Annotated in this window: 13 protein-coding genes and 3 pseudogenes; 5 read left to right on the top strand and 11 right to left on the bottom strand. The window is 64.0% G+C overall.

Annotated features, from left to right (window positions below; translation table 11 throughout):
• Positions 1-22 precede the first annotated feature (22 nt).
• From Amn_RS07565 to Amn_RS07555, 3 genes and pseudogenes are all read left to right on the top strand, one after another.
• The gene (locus Amn_RS07565) at positions 23-466 is read left to right on the top strand and encodes a cupin domain-containing protein (RefSeq protein WP_067964827.1); all 444 of its coding nucleotides are present in this window, start codon (positions 23-25) and stop codon (positions 464-466) included.
• On the top strand, positions 393-1,877 hold the full coding sequence (locus tag Amn_RS07560; protein ID WP_286295947.1) for an MFS transporter: 1,485 nt from the start codon (positions 393-395) through the stop codon (positions 1,875-1,877). The genes Amn_RS07565 and Amn_RS07560 overlap by 74 nt, the downstream gene beginning before the upstream one ends.
• Before the next feature lie 621 nt (positions 1,878-2,498).
• Positions 2,499-2,819, top strand: a pseudogene (locus tag Amn_RS07555) (tyrosine-type recombinase/integrase); the annotation flags it as partial.
• Here the strand turns inward: Amn_RS07555 and Amn_RS07550 are convergent.
• The 3 genes and pseudogenes from Amn_RS07550 to Amn_RS07540 all read right to left on the bottom strand — a co-directional run.
• Positions 2,819-3,086 (bottom strand): annotated as a pseudogene (locus Amn_RS07550) (tyrosine-type recombinase/integrase); the annotation flags it as partial. The pseudogenes Amn_RS07555 and Amn_RS07550 overlap by 1 nt on opposite strands.
• A gap of 140 nt (positions 3,087-3,226) precedes the next feature.
• Entirely contained in the window at positions 3,227-4,789 is a 1,563-nt protein-coding gene (gene guaA, locus Amn_RS07545) for a glutamine-hydrolyzing GMP synthase (RefSeq protein WP_286295943.1), read from the bottom strand.
• Positions 4,790-4,881: 92 nt separating this feature from the next.
• Entirely contained in the window at positions 4,882-5,340 is a 459-nt protein-coding gene (locus Amn_RS07540) for a MarR family winged helix-turn-helix transcriptional regulator (protein ID WP_286295940.1), read from the bottom strand.
• Positions 5,341-5,400: 60 nt separating this feature from the next.
• On the opposite strand from Amn_RS07540, the gene Amn_RS07535 reads away from it, so the two are divergent.
• Complete coding sequence (locus Amn_RS07535; protein WP_286295937.1) at positions 5,401-5,724, top strand: hypothetical protein; 324 nt, start codon at positions 5,401-5,403, stop codon at positions 5,722-5,724.
• On the opposite strand, the gene Amn_RS07530 is transcribed toward Amn_RS07535, so the two are convergent.
• The 5 genes from Amn_RS07530 to katG all read right to left on the bottom strand — a co-directional run bounded on the left by Amn_RS07530 (position 5,721) and on the right by katG (position 11,094).
• Complete coding sequence (locus Amn_RS07530) at positions 5,721-6,353, bottom strand: 5'-methylthioadenosine/S-adenosylhomocysteine nucleosidase (RefSeq protein ID WP_083948798.1); 633 nt, start codon at positions 6,351-6,353, stop codon at positions 5,721-5,723. The genes Amn_RS07535 and Amn_RS07530 overlap by 4 nt on opposite strands.
• A gap of 4 nt (positions 6,354-6,357) precedes the next feature.
• Positions 6,358-6,816 (bottom strand): PaaI family thioesterase, encoded by a 459-nt coding sequence (locus Amn_RS07525; RefSeq protein ID WP_067965119.1) that lies wholly within the window; start codon positions 6,814-6,816, stop codon positions 6,358-6,360.
• Between the two features lie 79 nt (positions 6,817-6,895).
• On the bottom strand, positions 6,896-7,348 hold the full coding sequence (locus Amn_RS07520) for a TspO/MBR family protein (RefSeq protein ID WP_067965121.1): 453 nt from the start codon (positions 7,346-7,348) through the stop codon (positions 6,896-6,898).
• Between the two features lie 102 nt (positions 7,349-7,450).
• Complete coding sequence (locus Amn_RS07515; RefSeq protein ID WP_067965123.1) at positions 7,451-8,734, bottom strand: RsmB/NOP family class I SAM-dependent RNA methyltransferase; 1,284 nt, start codon at positions 8,732-8,734, stop codon at positions 7,451-7,453.
• 173 nt (positions 8,735-8,907) lie between these two features.
• Positions 8,908-11,094, bottom strand: a complete 2,187-nt coding sequence (katG, locus tag Amn_RS07510; RefSeq protein ID WP_067965126.1) for a catalase/peroxidase HPI — start codon at positions 11,092-11,094, stop codon at positions 8,908-8,910.
• A 308-nt stretch (positions 11,095-11,402) separates the two neighbouring features.
• Between katG and Amn_RS07505 the strand changes: the two are divergent.
• A pseudogene (locus tag Amn_RS07505) lies at positions 11,403-12,307 on the top strand (hydrogen peroxide-inducible genes activator).
• On the opposite strand, the gene hisG reads toward Amn_RS07505, so the two are convergent.
• The 3 genes from hisG to hisS are packed head-to-tail and all read right to left on the bottom strand — an operon-like array spanning position 12,276 to position 15,617.
• The gene (hisG, locus tag Amn_RS07500) at positions 12,276-12,977 is read right to left on the bottom strand and encodes an ATP phosphoribosyltransferase (RefSeq protein ID WP_067965133.1); all 702 of its coding nucleotides are present in this window, start codon (positions 12,975-12,977) and stop codon (positions 12,276-12,278) included. The pseudogene Amn_RS07505 and the gene hisG sit on opposite strands and share 32 nt — an antisense overlap.
• Positions 12,977-14,095 (bottom strand): ATP phosphoribosyltransferase regulatory subunit, encoded by a 1,119-nt coding sequence (locus tag Amn_RS07495; protein ID WP_286295914.1) that lies wholly within the window; start codon positions 14,093-14,095, stop codon positions 12,977-12,979. Before Amn_RS07495 ends, hisG begins: the two co-directional genes overlap by 1 nt.
• 4 nt (positions 14,096-14,099) lie before the next feature.
• Positions 14,100-15,617 (bottom strand): histidine--tRNA ligase, encoded by a 1,518-nt coding sequence (hisS, locus tag Amn_RS07490; RefSeq protein WP_067965137.1) that lies wholly within the window; start codon positions 15,615-15,617, stop codon positions 14,100-14,102.
• Positions 15,618-15,679: the final 62 nt, after the last annotated feature.

Raw genomic sequence — 15,679 nt, 5'->3', positions numbered from 1 at the left:
AACTCACAAGGACAACCACATCATGATTGTAATGCAGGCCGGCGTGACAAAAAGCGACGAAGCCTATGACGGAACCGTCTGGAGTATTCTTGGCCAGACATACACTCTGAAGCAACAATCGGATGCCTCCATGGCGTGGCACGCGATCTTGCCCCCCGGCACCTTCGTTCCGCCTCACACGCACCCGACCCAGGACGAGTTTGTCTCGGTCTTCGAGGGCCGCCTCGACCTCTGGCTCGACGGCAAGGAAGTGAATGCAACCGCAGGCGACCTGATCCGCATGCCGATGGGAGAGCCGCACGGCATCTTCAACAAGTCCTCCGGCACTGTGCGCTGCCTGTTCTGGGTCTCGCCGACGCGGGTCCTGCGCGGACTGTTCGACCGCATCCACAATGTCGGCGATCCGGCTGAAGTCGTGCGTATCGCAGCCGAACACGAGGTCAATTTCCTGCCGCCGCAGAGCTGACGGCGACACATCCTTCCGCCTGTGTCAGTCGCCGCAGGCGGAATACCCGCGGAAAGTGGGCCGCAGCTCAAACGAAGCTGCAAAAATAGGCGACCACACTCACGCAAAAACCAGGTTTTCCAACGGGGGACGGACGATGAACTGGGACACAATTACCGAAAACGACCGGTCGCGCATCCGGCGATGGCAAATCGGCATGCTTGCACTCGCCTTGGTGTGCGAGGTCTTTCTTGCGGCGGATTGGTATGCCTTTGCAGCAGTCATTCCATTCATCTCCGAAACCCTGCAACTCGACCCGGCTCAGGCCGGCTTCGCGCAGGGTATCTTCGCGCTGACCTACGGCATCGGCATGGTCGTGTGGTCGCATTTCAGCCGGCACATGACGGCGCGTATGATGCTTTTGATCGGACTTGCAGGCACCGGCCTGGGCATGGTCCTGCAGATCTATGTGCAGAGTTATGGTCAACTGGTCGCGTTGCGTCTCTTGATTGGTTTCTTCGACGCGGCGATCTTTCTCGGCAACATGAAGCTGGTCATCGGCTGGTTTCCGCAGTCTCGGCGCGGCAGCATCATCGGCCTCATCCTGGCGGCATACAGCCTGGCGATCACGCTTGATTTCGCGCTTGGAATTCCGCTGACCATGGCCTTTGGCTGGCGTACATTCTTCGCTGTTCTGGCCGGCGGGACGTTGATCGTCGCTCTCATCAACTGCCTCTTCGCCCGCAATGGGCCGGCCGAGATAGGTATCAACGGCTTTGCCTGGGAGCCGCCGCTGCCGCGTGGTGCATCGATCCCGATCAGCGTCATCTTCCGCTCGAAGTGGATCATCGTTGGGGGTCTGGGCATCGCGGCCTGCACTTTCGCCATTGCCGGAACGGCGACCTGGGTCGTACCGGCCTTCATCGCAGTGCAGAACATGCCGGTCGAAAGCGCGGCTGTTGTCGGCACGCTGATGGGTCTGTCGCAGGTGTTGTTCCTGGTAGTCGGCGGCTACGCGGCCGACCGCGTAGGCAAGGCCTTCATGATCAAGTTAGGCACTGCAATGGCGCTGATGATCGCCTTCGCCTTCACCGCTGCGGCAATCTATCCGATGCCGTTTGGCTGGCTGCTGGTCCTTGCTGGCCTGAGCGGCATCGCGGTACTTGGTGGCGGCGCCATCTTCGCCCTGCTCACCGAGAAATACGCCGACGAACTGGCGACCGTCGCAGTTGGCTATGCGGAAGTCCTCGGCGTGGCGGCGAGTTTCGTTTCTCCGTGGATGATGGGCCTGGTAATCAGGGCTTCGGGCGGCTCGTTTTCTGAAGCCTTCATGGCCTTCGCTGTGGTCGAAGCGGTCTTCCTGGTGATCCTGCTTGTCTTGGCTCGGGAGAATGTTGCTCGCCCAGGCGTGATGGCGGTCACGATCAACTAGCAGGATTGGGAGGTTCGCTATCCTGCCGGACCTCCCCCGGCGCACAGCACCGCATCATCTTGCAAAACTGCTGTCCCTCTGTGTTCAGGCCGCCGAACCCTCGGTCATCCTTGCCAGAGTTTTGTTCCTATGGCGCTGATGCGTTCCAGCTGAGCTTTCGTCTGTTCCACGGGTCCTGCTAAGATGACCCGCCGTGCGAGCCCCACGAGATCTATCTCAGCGCGTTCCGCGTATGGCATCAACTATTCAGGGCTGCTGACCTCGACATGGTGGTACGCTGTCATCCTGCGGAATTTGAAACGGCCGACAAAGTTTTAGCAGACCGGCTCGACCGAAATCGCGTATCCGTCCGAACAGCCGACTTCTCCGCGTTCAAACACAAAGGTGACCGCACCGGAATTGGGAGTTCAGTTGACGACCGGCCCAAGGTTTACGGGGTTTGCAGGCGCTTCACAGCGCCTATCTGCGACCTGCCTGCGTCGCGCTGAAGCATCATCTGCGCAACTCAGACCGCGGGACGTTCTTCAGCGGATGCTCTGACGGGGCATATCAACACGCTTGGTCGCCCGCTTCACGGAAACGGTCGCGGCACTTCAGCTGTCCGGCAGGGCTGCTCAACGCCACCGCGATGGCTGGCTGTTCCCAGGCCAACACGCAATGAAGCCGATCAGCACGCGGCAGCTCTACCGCATCGTCGTCGAGGCGGCGCAGGCCGCCGACATTACCAAGCGGGTCGGGCCTCACACGCTGCGTCACAGCTTCGCCATTCACCTGCTGGAAGACGGCGTCGACATCCGGATCATCCAGGTCCTGCTCGGGCATGCCAAGCTGAACAGCACCGCCCTCTACACCAAGGTCGCGACCCGGACGGTGCGCACGGTCACGAGCCCGCTCGACAAGCTCGGCCTGTTCAGGCCAGCAGAGATCTCGCCCGACGGCTGACCTCGTGACGAACGACCGTCCTCATGCGCGAGGCATTTTTCGATCCAGTCGCTGTTGAAACCCAGTTCATTGAGCAGCGTCGAACCAGTCCGCCTCAGATCGTGCACGGTGAAAGGCTCAAGGGGCAGACCGTCCTTCTTCGCCTGCTCGACGACCAGGTACGTAACCCGATTAAAGGTGGCCCGGGACATGGGTGCGTCAGCATCGTAGCGTGACGGCAGCACATAACGGGAGTTGCCGGCGCAGTGTCTTCAGCGCGATGAAGAGGGAAGGTCCGTCAGAACGCACGACAAGTCGGTCTGCTGCCTGCCGATTGTTCTCGGCAGGCAGCAACAGAAAGTATTTTTATTTCAATTGGTTAGATCGTAGAATGGCGTTTTTTCGGATACGTCAGGATGGGCCTGAAATCATTCCCACTCGATCGTGCCGGGCGGCTTCGAGGTGACGTCGTAAACGACACGGTTGATGCCGCGGACCTCGTTGATGATGCGGGTGGCGGCTTGGCCGAGGAAGTTCATGTCGTAATGGTAGAAGTCGGCGGTCATGCCGTCGACCGAGGTCACCGCGCGGAGCGCGCAGACGAACTCGTAGGTACGACCGTCGCCCATGACGCCGACGGTCTGGACCGGCAAAAGCACGGCAAAGGCTTGCCAGATCGCGTCGTAGAGGCCGGCCTTGCGGATCTCGTCAAGGTAGATCGCATCGGCTTCGCGCAGGATTTCGAGCTTCTCGCGGCTGATGCCGCCCGGGCAACGGATGGCGAGGCCCGGTCCGGGGAACGGATGGCGGCCGATGAAGCTGTCCGGCAGGCCGAGTTCCTTGCCAAGCACGCGGACCTCGTCCTTGAACAGCTCGCGCAGCGGCTCGACCAGCTTCATGTTCATGCGCTCGGGCAGGCCACCGACATTGTGGTGCGACTTGATGGTCACCGAGGGACCGCCGGTGAAGGAGACGCTCTCGATGACGTCGGGGTAAAGCGTGCCCTGGGCGAGGAAGTCGGCGCCGCCGAGCTTCTTGGCCTCTTCCTCGAACACTTCGATGAACAGGCGGCCGATGGTCTTGCGCTTCTTTTCCGGATCGGACTCGCCTTCGAGCGCCGAGATGAAGCGGTCGGAGGCGTCGACGAGGATCAGCGGCAGGTTGTAGTGCTCGCGGAACATGGCGACGACGTCGGCCGCCTCGTTCTTGCGCATCAGGCCGTGGTCGACGAGGATGCAGGTGAGCTGGTCGCCGACGGCCTCGTGGATCAAGAGTGCCGCGACCGAGGAATCGACGCCGCCCGAAAGGGCGCAGATGACCTTCTTGTCGCCGACCTGCTGGCGGATCGCCTCGACGGCATGCGCGCGATAGGCGTGCATGGTCCAGTCGCTCTCGATGCCAGCGATGTTGTGAACGAAGTTGCGCAGCAGCTTGGCGCCATCGGGCGTGTGCACGACCTCGGGGTGGAACTGGACGGCATAGAAGTTGCGGCTCTCATCGGCGATGGCGGCGAATGGCGCGCCATTCGAGGTGCCGATGACGCGGAAGCCCTCGGGAATCTCGGTGACGCGGTCGCCGTGGCTCATCCACACCTGATGGCGGGTGCCCTTGGCCCAGACGCCCTCGAACAACGGGCTGTCGTCCTGGATCTCAAGAAAGGCGCGGCCGAACTCGCGGTGGTGGCCTGCCTCGACCTTGCCGCCGAGCTGGGCGCACATCGTCTGCTCGCCGTAGCAGATGCCAAGCACAGGCACACCGGCGGAGAAGACGGCGTCAGGGGCGCGGGGGCTGCCGATGTCGACGGTGGAGTGCGGGCTGCCCGAGAGGATCACCGCCTTCGGGTTGATCCGCTTGAAGGCCTCTGCGGCCGACTGGAAGGGCACGATCTCGGAATAGACCCCGGCCTCTCGCACGCGACGCGCAATGAGCTGCGTCACCTGGCTGCCGAAGTCGATGATGAGGACGGTTTCGGGGTGCTCGGAGTTCTTCATGGCGGGCGTTTAAAGAAAGAATCACGTCTGTGCAATGGGCTCGATTGCATGGGTGACAAGTGCGCTGTGCAATGCCCGGCCTGGCCAGCCTATCACCGGGCTTGCGGTTCAGCGAGAGCACGCAACGCTGCCATCAAGGCGTCGAAGCCGCCCTCACCCAGATGCTGCCGGTAACGCTTTTCGATGTCGAGCTTGATGGCGTCGCCGTCGTCGAGCGCGGCAAGGCCTTTTGCGGTGTAGAGAACCAGCTTGCCGCGCTTGTCCTCGGGATCAGGCGCGCGCTCGATGACGCCCTCCGCCTCCAGCCCGTCGAGCAGTTGCTGCACGGCCTGCTTGGAGATACCGGCGCGTTCGATGAGCGCTGCCTGCCTGGTGCCGCGGCGCGCGATGTGGCCGAGCAGGCCGGCACGGCTTTCGCTGAACCAGCCATTGCCGGCCGCGCGCATCGCCTCGGCGAACTCGGCCTGCCAGGCGCGGCTCGCCTGCCACAGGCGCCAGCCGACATGGTCGGGCAATGGCTTCGTCGTATTTTCGTCAAGCTGCTTGACCATTTTTCCAATCACGCATATCGTCAAGATACTTGACTAACTGGATAACAAGAGGAAACGAAGATGGCAATTCTCGATCAGGCCGCCCTGAAGGTGCTGATGGCAGGCACGACCCATGTGCTCGACCGCAACGGCAAGGAGGCCTATGTCTATTTCGAGACCGGCGACCGGGCGCATATGCTGCTCGACGATGGCGAGACACGCACGGGAACATGGGCGCTCGCCGAGGGTGGTTATGTCGTCGACTGGGACAATGGCGTGACGGGTCGTTGGGCTCTCGACCACGACGCCGGCGAAATCACTTACGTGAACAGGGACCGCGACGTCAAAGTGCGGCTTGCGGGTGTCCTGTTCGGCAACGCCAAGGGCCTGCCGCGCGCTGCCTAAGGTCTCAACTCGCCGCTCGAAATGGCGCGGCCGAGCAGGTTGACGGCATGCGCCAGCTTCTCGTCGACGACGTGGAGATATTCGGTCCAGTCGTCGACATGGCCGATGTCGGCGGCACCGTCGGAGATGCCGCGCAGGCCGATGAGCGGCACGCCGAACATCTGGCAGGCGCGCAGCACGGCAAAGGTCTCCATGTCGACCATGTCCTCCGGGATCGCATCATAGGCGCTGCCCGAAATGATGGTGCCACCGGTGGATAGGGTCGCCTCCCGGACACCGGGAATGCGCAGCGGCAAGGCCAGGGTGGCCGGCAGATCGAGGAAAGGTGTGGCGCCCTTTTCGAAGCCGAGCGCCGAGGCATCCATGTCACGATAGGCAACCGACACCGCCTGGTAGACCTCGGTCTGCTCCAGCTTGCGGCTGCCGGCCGAACCAAGGCAGACGACGAGATCGGGCAGGCCGTTGCAGGCAGCGAGCCGAGACAATTCGGCGCCGACAACGATGCCTGATTCAACCGGACCGACGCCGGTCATCAGCGGTTCGAACAGCGTGCGCAAATGCGGGCCATATTCGGCATCGACGGCCATGACGAACAGGACGTTGCGGCCGGAGAATTGGGCAACAGGCACGGTTTCAGCCCTCGATGCCGTCGCGGCCGGCAACGGCCATCATCGTTCCGGTCATGGTGGCGATCAGCTTGGCCTCGCCGTCGGCTGATATGGCATAGGCCTGACCGTCGGCGACGACGATGGTGCGGCCCGGCTTGGTGACGGAGCCGCGGAACAGGAAGCGCTCGCCCTTGCCGGGTGCCAGCAGATTGACCTTGAACTCGATGGTCAGCACGCTCGAATTCTCGGGCATCAGCGAAAAGGCGGCGTATCCGCAGGCGGAATCGAGAGCGGTGGAAATAACGCCGGCATGCAGGAAGCCATGCTGCTGGGTCAGCTCTCCGGAATAAGGCATCTCGATCTCGACGATGCCTGGAGTGACCAGCGTCAGTTCGGCGCCGATGGTGCGCATCGCGCTCTGGCGCGCGAAGGACGACCTGACGCGCTCGTCATAGTCGGCCGCGGGTACGATCTTGGCTGCCATATCGGATGTCCTCTTGGCTTCGCTTATCGCAAAGCCGGCAAAAGCTGGCAACCGGAAATGCTGCAGTGCAAAACTGAAATCAGTTCAACCACCAAAGCGCAGCATTGAGCAAGGTGGCGAAGGCGACCCAGGCGACATAAGGCGCAAACAGCCAGGCTGCGACACGGTCCGATTTCGCCGCAGTCGCCATGAAGCCGAGGATGGCGGCAAGCAAGGCCAGGATGACCAGCAGGGCCAGGCCCATCTGCTGCAGTCCGAAGAAGGTCGGCGACCACAGGAAATTGAGCACCAATTGAGCAACCCACAGGCGCATCGCAGCGCCATGAGGATCGCTGGACCAGACGCGCCAGCCGGCGAGCGCAATCAGGACATACAGCACCGACCAGACCGGGCCGAAAATCCAGTTTGGCGGATTGAAGAACGGCTTGGCGAGCCCGGCATACCATTCGCCCGGCAGCGTCAGATAGCCAATGAGCAAGCCGCCGCCGAAGACGACGACGATGAAACCGAGCAAGGCGACGTATCTGTTCATGCGACCTCCTGCACTGCGTACCCGAGGCGCAGAACGCCAAAGGCCGGATCTGGTTGCACATTTCGCTCTGCCACAGCGCAGAACGACCTGTGCTACCCGAGATCAGGCGCGACGCATCGCGGCGAAATAGAAGCCGTCGGTGCCGCTGCGGGCCGGGGTCAACGACAGGCCCTGTTCCCCGAAGCGTACGGCATCGCTGCGACCAGGAAAATGCTGCGACCAGAGGGCCTGGTGGTCGACGGTTTTGAAGCGTTCGTTACGTTCGATGAACGCTGCCACCTGGTCGGCATTCTCTTCGTCGAAGACCGAACAGGTGATGTAGACGACGAGCCCGCCCGGCTTCACGAAGGTGCTGGCGGTGTCGAGAATAGCCGACTGCTCGGCCTTGCGCACGTCAAGCTGGCGCTGTGTCAGTCGCCACTTGGCGTCGGGCCGGCGGCGCCAGGTGCCGCTGCCGGTGCAAGGCGCGTCGATCAGCACGAGGTCCATGTGGCCGGTCAGGGCCGAGAGTTCGGACGGCTTGGACACCACCTGGACATTGCGGTTGTCGGAGCGACGCAGCCGGTCGAACATCGGCGCGAGCCGCGACTTCTCGGAATCATGGGCGAATATCTGGCCGCGGTTTTCCATCGCCGCCGACAGCGCCAGCGTCTTGCCGCCGGCACCGGCGCAATAATCGAGAACCTGCATGCCGGGCAAGGCGCCTGCCAGTTCTGCGGCAAGCTGCGAGCCCTCGTCCTGGATTTCGAACCAACCCTTCTGGAATGCCGGTTCGGCCTGGACATTGGGGTGGCGGCCGCTGCCGTCGATGGGCGGAATGCGAACGCCATGCGGAGCAAGAGCGGTTGGTGCTGCCTGGGTGCCTTCCAGCTCGGCGATGACGCGGTCGCGATCAGCCTTCAGCGTGTTGGCACGAATGTCGAGCGGCGGACGCGCGGCAAGGGCAGCGCCCTCGGCGACCCACTCCGCGCCAAAGGCGCGTTCGAGCAGCGGCGCGCACCAATCGGGGCAATCGGCGCGGACGGCGTCGGGCGCCTCGTTGAGCTTGTGGTTGGCAATCGTCGCGAGTTCGCTGGCACTCAGCGGCTCGGGTGCGAACTTGTCGCCGTCGAGCGTCTGGTTGAGTGCTTCGGCGGACTGGTCCCATTCGAGCAACAGGGCGCCGAAGCCGAGCGCACGTGAGGTCTCGTCGCCGACCAGCCAGCCGGCAGAGCGCTTGCGGCGCAAGGCGTCATAGACGATGTTGCCGATCGCAGCGCGGTCACCGGCGCCGGCGAAGCGATGGGACAGGCCCCAATCCTTCAGTGCATCCGCGGCGGGCCTGTGCCGCCTCTCGATATCGTCGAGCACTTCAATGGCCGCAGCCAGTCGTCCGCCAAGTCGCATGTTCGGTTTTCCGCTTTCGGTTGACCCGTATCAGGCCTAGCTAAACAGCAGCGGCGGAATGCACAAGCACCAGCCAGCCTTGTCGGGGCAAAAACTTCCGGCAAAGACGAGCAACACAAAATGAAACAGGCGCGGATCGCTCCGCGCCTGCCTTGTTCGAGCGGACCGGCTTCTTATGCGAAGCGGTCGGCGTTCATCACCTTGTTCCATGCGGCGACGAAGTCCCGGGCGAACTTCGCGCCGGCATCGGCCGAACCATAGACCTCGGCCAGGGCGCGCAGCTGCGAGTGCGAGCCGAACAGTAGATCGACGCGGGTCGCCGTCCACCTGGCTTCACCGCTGTTGCGGTCGCGGCCCTCGAACACATCCTTGGCGTCCGATGTCGCCTTCCACTCCGTGCCCATGTCGAGCAGGTTGACGAAGAAGTCGTTGGAGAGCGTGCCGGGACGGGCGGTAAAGACGCCGTGGGCCGTATCGCCTGTATTGGCGCCGAGCACGCGCAGGCCGCCGACAAGCACGGTCAGCTCCGGTGCGGTAAGCTTCAGCAGTTGCGCACGGTCGACGAGGTTCTCTTCGGCGCTCAGGCGCTGGCGGCCGCTGGTGTAATTGCGGAAGCCGTCGGCGGTGGGTTCGAGCGGGGCGAAGGACTCGACGTCGGTCTGCTCCTGCGAGGCGTCCATACGGCCCGGCGTAAAGGCCACCTTGACGTCATTGCCGGCATCCTTGGCGGCCTTCTCGACGGCAGCGGCACCGCCGAGCACGATCAGGTCGGCGAGCGACACCTTCTTGTTGCCCGCCTGCGACGCGTTGAATTCGTTCTGGATCGCCGTAAGCTTCTCCAGCACCGAGGCCAGTTGCGCCGGCTGGTTGACGGCCCAGTCCTTCTGCGGGGCAAGGCGGATGCGCGCGCCATTGGCGCCGCCGCGCATGTCCGAACCGCGGAAGGTCGAGGCCGAAGCCCAGGCGGTCGAGACCAGTTGCGACACTGTAAGCCCCGAACCGAGGATCTTGGCCTTGAGGGCCGCGACATCGGCATCGTCGATCAGCACGTGATCGACAGCCGGGATCGGGTCCTGCCAGATCAGCTCTTCCTTTGGCACCAGCGGGCCGCGATAGCGGGCAAGCGGGCCCATGTCGCGATGGGTGAGCTTGAACCAGGCGCGGGCGAAGGCATCGGCAAACTGGTCCGGGTTTTCCAGGAAGCGACGCGAGATCTTCTCGTATTCGGGATCGAAGCGCAGCGCGAGGTCGGTGGTCAGCATCGCCGGCGCATGGCGCTTGGACTTGTCATGCGCATCCGGCACGGTGCCGGCACCCATATTGTGCTTGGGCGTCCACTGGTGCGCGCCGGCCGGGCTCTTGGTCAGCTCCCATTCGTAGCCGAACAGGTTCCAGAAGAAGTTGTTCGTCCACTTGGTCGGCGTCGTCGTCCAGGTCACTTCGAGCCCCGAACCGATGGCGTCGCCGCCCTTGCCGGTGCCGAAGCTGTTGTGCCAGCCAAGCCCCTGCAGCTCGAGATCGGCAGCTTCAGGCTCGACGCCGACATTGGCGGCGTCGCCGGCGCCATGGGTCTTGCCGAAGGTGTGACCACCGGCGATCAGGGCGACGGTTTCCTCGTCGTTCATAGCCATGCGGGCGAAGGTGTCGCGGATGTCGCGGGCCGCTGCCAGCGGATCGGGATTGCCGTTCGGGCCTTCCGGATTGACGTAGATCAGACCCATCTGCACGGCGGCCAGCGGTCCTTCGAGCTCGCGGTCGCCGCTGTAGCGTTCGTCGGCCAGCCACTTGCCTTCCTTGCCCCAATAGATGTCCTGCTCCGGCTCCCAGACGTCGGCGCGGCCGCCGGCGAAACCGAAGGTCTTGAAGCCCATCGTCTCCAGCGCGACGTTGCCGGTCAGGATCATCAGGTCAGCCCAGGAGATCTTGCGGCCATACTTCTGCTTAATCGGCCACAGCAGGCGGCGAGCCTTGTCGAGGTTGACGTTGTCAGGCCAGCTGTTGAGCGGAGCAAAACGCTGCTGGCCCGCACCAGCGCCGCCGCGGCCATCGCCGATGCGGTAGGTGCCGGCGCTGTGCCAGGCCATGCGGATGAAGAGTGGGCCGTAATGGCCGAAGTCGGCCGGCCACCAGTCCTGCGAATCCGTCATCAGCGCGGTCAGATCCTTGATCACCGCGTCGAGGTCGAGGCTTTCGAATTCCTTGGCATAGTCGAAGGCTTCGCCCATCGGATCGGACAGGGCGGAGTGCTGGTGCAGGACGCTGAGGTCCAGCATGTTCGGCCACCAGTCGCGGTTGCCGGTGCCGGTGGGCTTGTGGGCGACAGGGCACTTGCCCGCGCTGGTCTCGGTCTTGGTATCCATGTTGATCTCTTTCCGAACGTCTTTGCGTGGTTGGTTTGCGGCCTTCGGGCAGCCTGCGATCGAGGCAACGCCGGCCAGAAGCGGTCAGGCCGATGCGGCCATGGCAGGGTCGGGCACGGGCACCCCGGCGCTCCTGAAGATCGTCGATAACGTCATGGCTTGCGCCCTCCCTCTGGATAGAACTTGCTAGACCGTTTTAGGCGGGAAACTGAATACTGTATACCGCCCTGATTGGAATAGTTCCAGTCTAGGATGCGATTCCGATAAAGCCAAATTGCCTTTTCTAAGAAGTTTGATAGTTTTTGATTATGATCCGCCTCACGATCCGACAGATGGAATATTTCGCCGCGCTGGCGCAAACGCTGCATTTCGGCCGCGCCGCCGAATATGCCGGCGTGAGCCAGCGGCGCTGTCAACGCAGATCGCCGAGATGGAGGAACGGCTTGGCTGCACGCTGTTCGAACGCGGCGGCAAGGCCGTGCGCCTGACCGAGGATGCGCTGGAACTGCTGCCGCGCATCGACAGGATTCTCACCGAAATCCGCGAGGTCGAGGCAACGGCGCGGCGCGGCCGGCTGGCGATGGAAGGGCGGATGCGGCTCGGCATCATTCCGACTGTCGCACCCTATCTTCTGCCGCACGTTCTGCCGGCGCTGAAGGACGAATATCCGAATCTCCGGCTGGAACTGCGCGAGGCGATCACCGGGGCGCTGGTCGAGGACGCGCTCAATGGGCGTATCGACGCCTTCGTGGCAGCGCTGCCACTGGATCATGCCGGGCTCACCACCCGGGAGCTTTTCTCAGATCGCTTCTATCTCGCGGTGCCGGCCAACGACCCCGACTTCGTTGCACCGCCGGTGCCGCCGGAAAGCCCGGCGCTGGAACGGCTGATGCTGCTCGAGGAAGGGCACTGCCTGCGCGAACAGGCTCTGGCCGTGTGCGGCAGCGTCAAGCCGGTGGCGATGGCCAATTATGGCGCGACCAGCCTGACGACACTGCTGCAGATGGTGGCGCATGGCCTCGGCGTGACGCTGATACCGGAGATGGCGGCGGGCCCGGCGGGCGACCAGCGCGACCTGAAGATCGTGCCCTTCGCCGAGCCGGTGCCGGAGCGGCGCATCTGTCTTGCCTGGCGCCGCAACAGCCCGCGGCACAATGAGTGCCTGGAGCTGGCGCGGATCGTCAGCGGACTGCAGCCGCTACTGCGGCATTGAACGCGGCAAGCGTCGCCTCGTCGGCAGCATTGCGCGCCTTCAGCGACTGCACGAGGCAGGCCTGCGAACGTAGGATGACGCCGTCCGACAGGATCTTCAGATGGTTGGCGCGCAGCGTGGAGCCGGTCGAGGTGATGTCGACGATGACATCGGCGGAACCCGCGGCCGGTGCACCTTCGGTGGCGCCGAGGCTCTCGACGATGCGGTAGACTTGGATGCCGTGCATCTGGGAGAAGAATTGCTGCGTCAGCCGCCAGTATTTGGTGGCGATGCGCAGGCGGCGGCCATGGCGCTGGCGGAAATCGGCGGCGACATCATCGAGGTCGGCCATGGTGTCGACGTCGAGCCACATGTCGGGCACGGCAACGACGACATCGGCATGGCCGAAGCCGAGGCGCGCCGTGATCGCTGCCTTGCGCTCCCAGTCGGCAAGGTTCTCGCGGATCAGGTCCTCGCCCGTGATGCCGAGGTCGACATTACCCTGGCCGATCTCGCCCGAGATCTCCGACGCCGACAGGAAGGCGATTTCAATGTCGGCGCGGCCTTCGATGGTGGCGCGATAACGACGATCGTCGTCGGGCAAGTTGACGGTGAAGCCGGCCTTGGCCAGCACCTCGAGCGCCTGCTCCTTGAGCCGGCCCTTGGAAGGAAGTGCGATCGAAATGGCCATCAGCGCGCCTCCCTCAAGGCTTCGATACGGTCGAGCCAGACGGAGAAGCCGACGCCGGGAATGGGCTTGCCGGCGCCGAGCAAGGTCAGCAGGCGGTCGTAACGGCCGCCGCCGGCCAGCGGCCGGTCGGCTTCGGGACCTGATATCTCGAACACCAGGCCGGTGTAATAATCGAGCGGACGGCCGAAGGCGGCGTCGTAACGGACGGAGCCGGTGGCGAGACCGTGACCTGAGATCGCCTTGGCGCGGGCGGCGAAATTGTCGAGCGCAGCCCCCAAAGTCAGGCCGGCACCTGCAGCGAACTCCTTGAGCGCTGCCGGCGCCTCATCAAGCGCCACGTCGATGGCAAGGAAGCGTTCGAGCGCTTCGAAGGCATCGCTCGACAGCCGCACGCTGCGCAGTTCGGCCTTTTCGATCAGGCGGCGGGCAATATCGTTGGGCGTGCGGCCGGCGGAAGGCGAAAGACCGGCCTGCTCCATGCCGGCGGCGATGTGGGCGGCAAGCGCATCGTGATCGGCATCGGCGACGAGCGATGCTGCGGGCTCAGCAAGGGCCGAGATGCGGGTGGGCGCTGCGAGATCGCCGAGGGCGGCAGCCAGAAGCTCGGCCGAGCCGAAGGCGCGGGCAAGACGCATGCGCCAACCACGCGGCAGGCCGAGCGCTGCAAGAACCGCCTCGAAGATCGCCTGATCGCCAAGCGTGACGGTCAAGTCGTGCCCCGGCAGGCATAGCGACAGCAGCGCATGCGCGTCGGCCACCGAGCGCGCATCGGCCGCAGCGATGTCCTTGTCGCCGAGATCCTCGACGCCGGCCTGGAAGAACTCGTTGTCACCCTCGCGGCGCTGGCGAAACACCTCGCCGAGATAGGAATAGCGGCGCGGCGTACCGGATTGGGTGTGAATGTGGTCGAGGCAGACCGGAATTGTGAATTCCGGCCGCAGGCAAAGTGCGGCACCCGTCTCGCTTTCGGTCAGAAAGATACGGCGGCGCAGGTCTTCGCCGGCCATGTCGAGAAACGGGTCGGCTGGCTGCAATACCGGCACATCGACGGCATCGGCCCCGCGCGCGGCGAAGAGCTTCAGGATGTCGGATGCAATCGCCGGATAACGCGCGTTCATGGCCTTACTGCTTTGCCCGCTCTTCCGCCTGGGCGGCGAGTACCTTCTTCACCTCGGCGACCAGTTCGGCCTCGGGCACGGTGACCTGGGCCGGACGCGCGGCGCGCCATTCGGCATTGTCGGTGATCTCGGCCGACAAACGCGCACCCTCGATCAGGTCCTTGATCTGGACCTCACCCTTGGCGCGCTCGTCGCCGCCCTGAATGATCACGACGCCCGATCCCCTGCGGTCGGCATATTTGATCTGCGCCTTCATGCCGGCGCCGCCGAGATACATTTCGGCGCGCACGCCGGCGCGACGCAGCTCGGCGACCATCTTCTGGTAGCGGCCGAGGCTTTCGGTGTCCTTGTCCATGACCAGCACGACCACGGGCGCAACGACATCCGACGTGTCGAGCTTGCCGAGATTCTTGAGCGCCGTCATCAGGCGCGACACGCCAATGGAGAAGCCGGTGGCCGGAACCGGCTCACCGCGGAAGCGCGAGACGAGGCCATCGTAGCGGCCGCCGCCGCCGACCGAGCCGAAACGCACGACCTGGCCATCGTCATTGGGAATCTCGGCCAGCAACTCGGCTTCGAAGACCGGACCGGTGTAATATTCAAGGCCACGCACGACCGAAGGATCGACCTTGACGCGGCCGTCGTCATAGCCGGCTGCGGCGGCAAGAGCGCCGATCTGGGCCAGTTCCTCGACGCCTTCGGTGCCCCTGGCATTGCCGGCAACGATGGCGCGCAAATTCTCGGCGGTGGTCGCCGCATCGGCAGATCCAGCCTCGGTGAAGGCGATGACGGTAGCAATCGCCGCTTCATCCAGGCCAGCGCCCTTGGTGAAGTCGCCCTCGCCTTCCGCACCACCATCCCAGCGCCCCTTGCCGAGCAGCAGGCGCACGCCTTCGGGGCCGAACTTGTCGAGCTTGTCGATGGCGCGCAGCACTGTAAGGCGGCGATTGACGTTGTCGTCGCCGCCGAGGCCGATGGCCTCGAGCACGCCGTCGAGCACCTTGCGGTTGTTGACGCGGATGACGTAGTCGCCGCGCTTGATGCCGAGCGCTTCCATCACGTCGGCCATCATCATCGTCATCTCGGCATCGGCCGCGACGCCTGGTGTGCCGACGGTGTCGGCGTCGAACTGCATGAACTGGCGGAAACGGCCGGGGCCGGGCTTCTCGTTGCGGAACACCCAGCCCGAGCGGTAGCTGCGGTACGGCTTGGGCAACTTCTCGTAGTTCTCGGCGACGAAGCGCGCCATCGGCGCGGTCAGGTCATAGCGCAGCGACAGCCACTGCTCGTCATCGTCCTGAAAGGAGAAGACACCTTCGTTGGGGCGGTCCTGGTCGGGCAGGAATTTTCCAAGCGCGTCGGTGTATTCGATCAGCGGCTGGTCGACCGGCTCGAAGCCGTAGAGCTCGTAGACTTCGCGAATCCTGGCCATCATCTTCTCGACGATCCGGATGTCGTCCGCGCTGCGGTCGACGAAGCCGCGCGGCAGTCGCGCTTTCATCTTTTCCGATTTGTCGGCCATGGCGAGAATTCCGCTGTTTTCCAGAAATTTTGGCCGCGATCACGGCGCGGCGTGTCGTAACC

The organism is Aminobacter sp. Y103A, from assembly GCF_030294925.1.
In the GTDB taxonomy this organism is placed as follows: Bacteria; Pseudomonadota; Alphaproteobacteria; order Rhizobiales; family Rhizobiaceae; genus Aminobacter; species Aminobacter ciceronei.
This window is presented reverse-complemented; position numbering and strand designations above follow the sequence as displayed.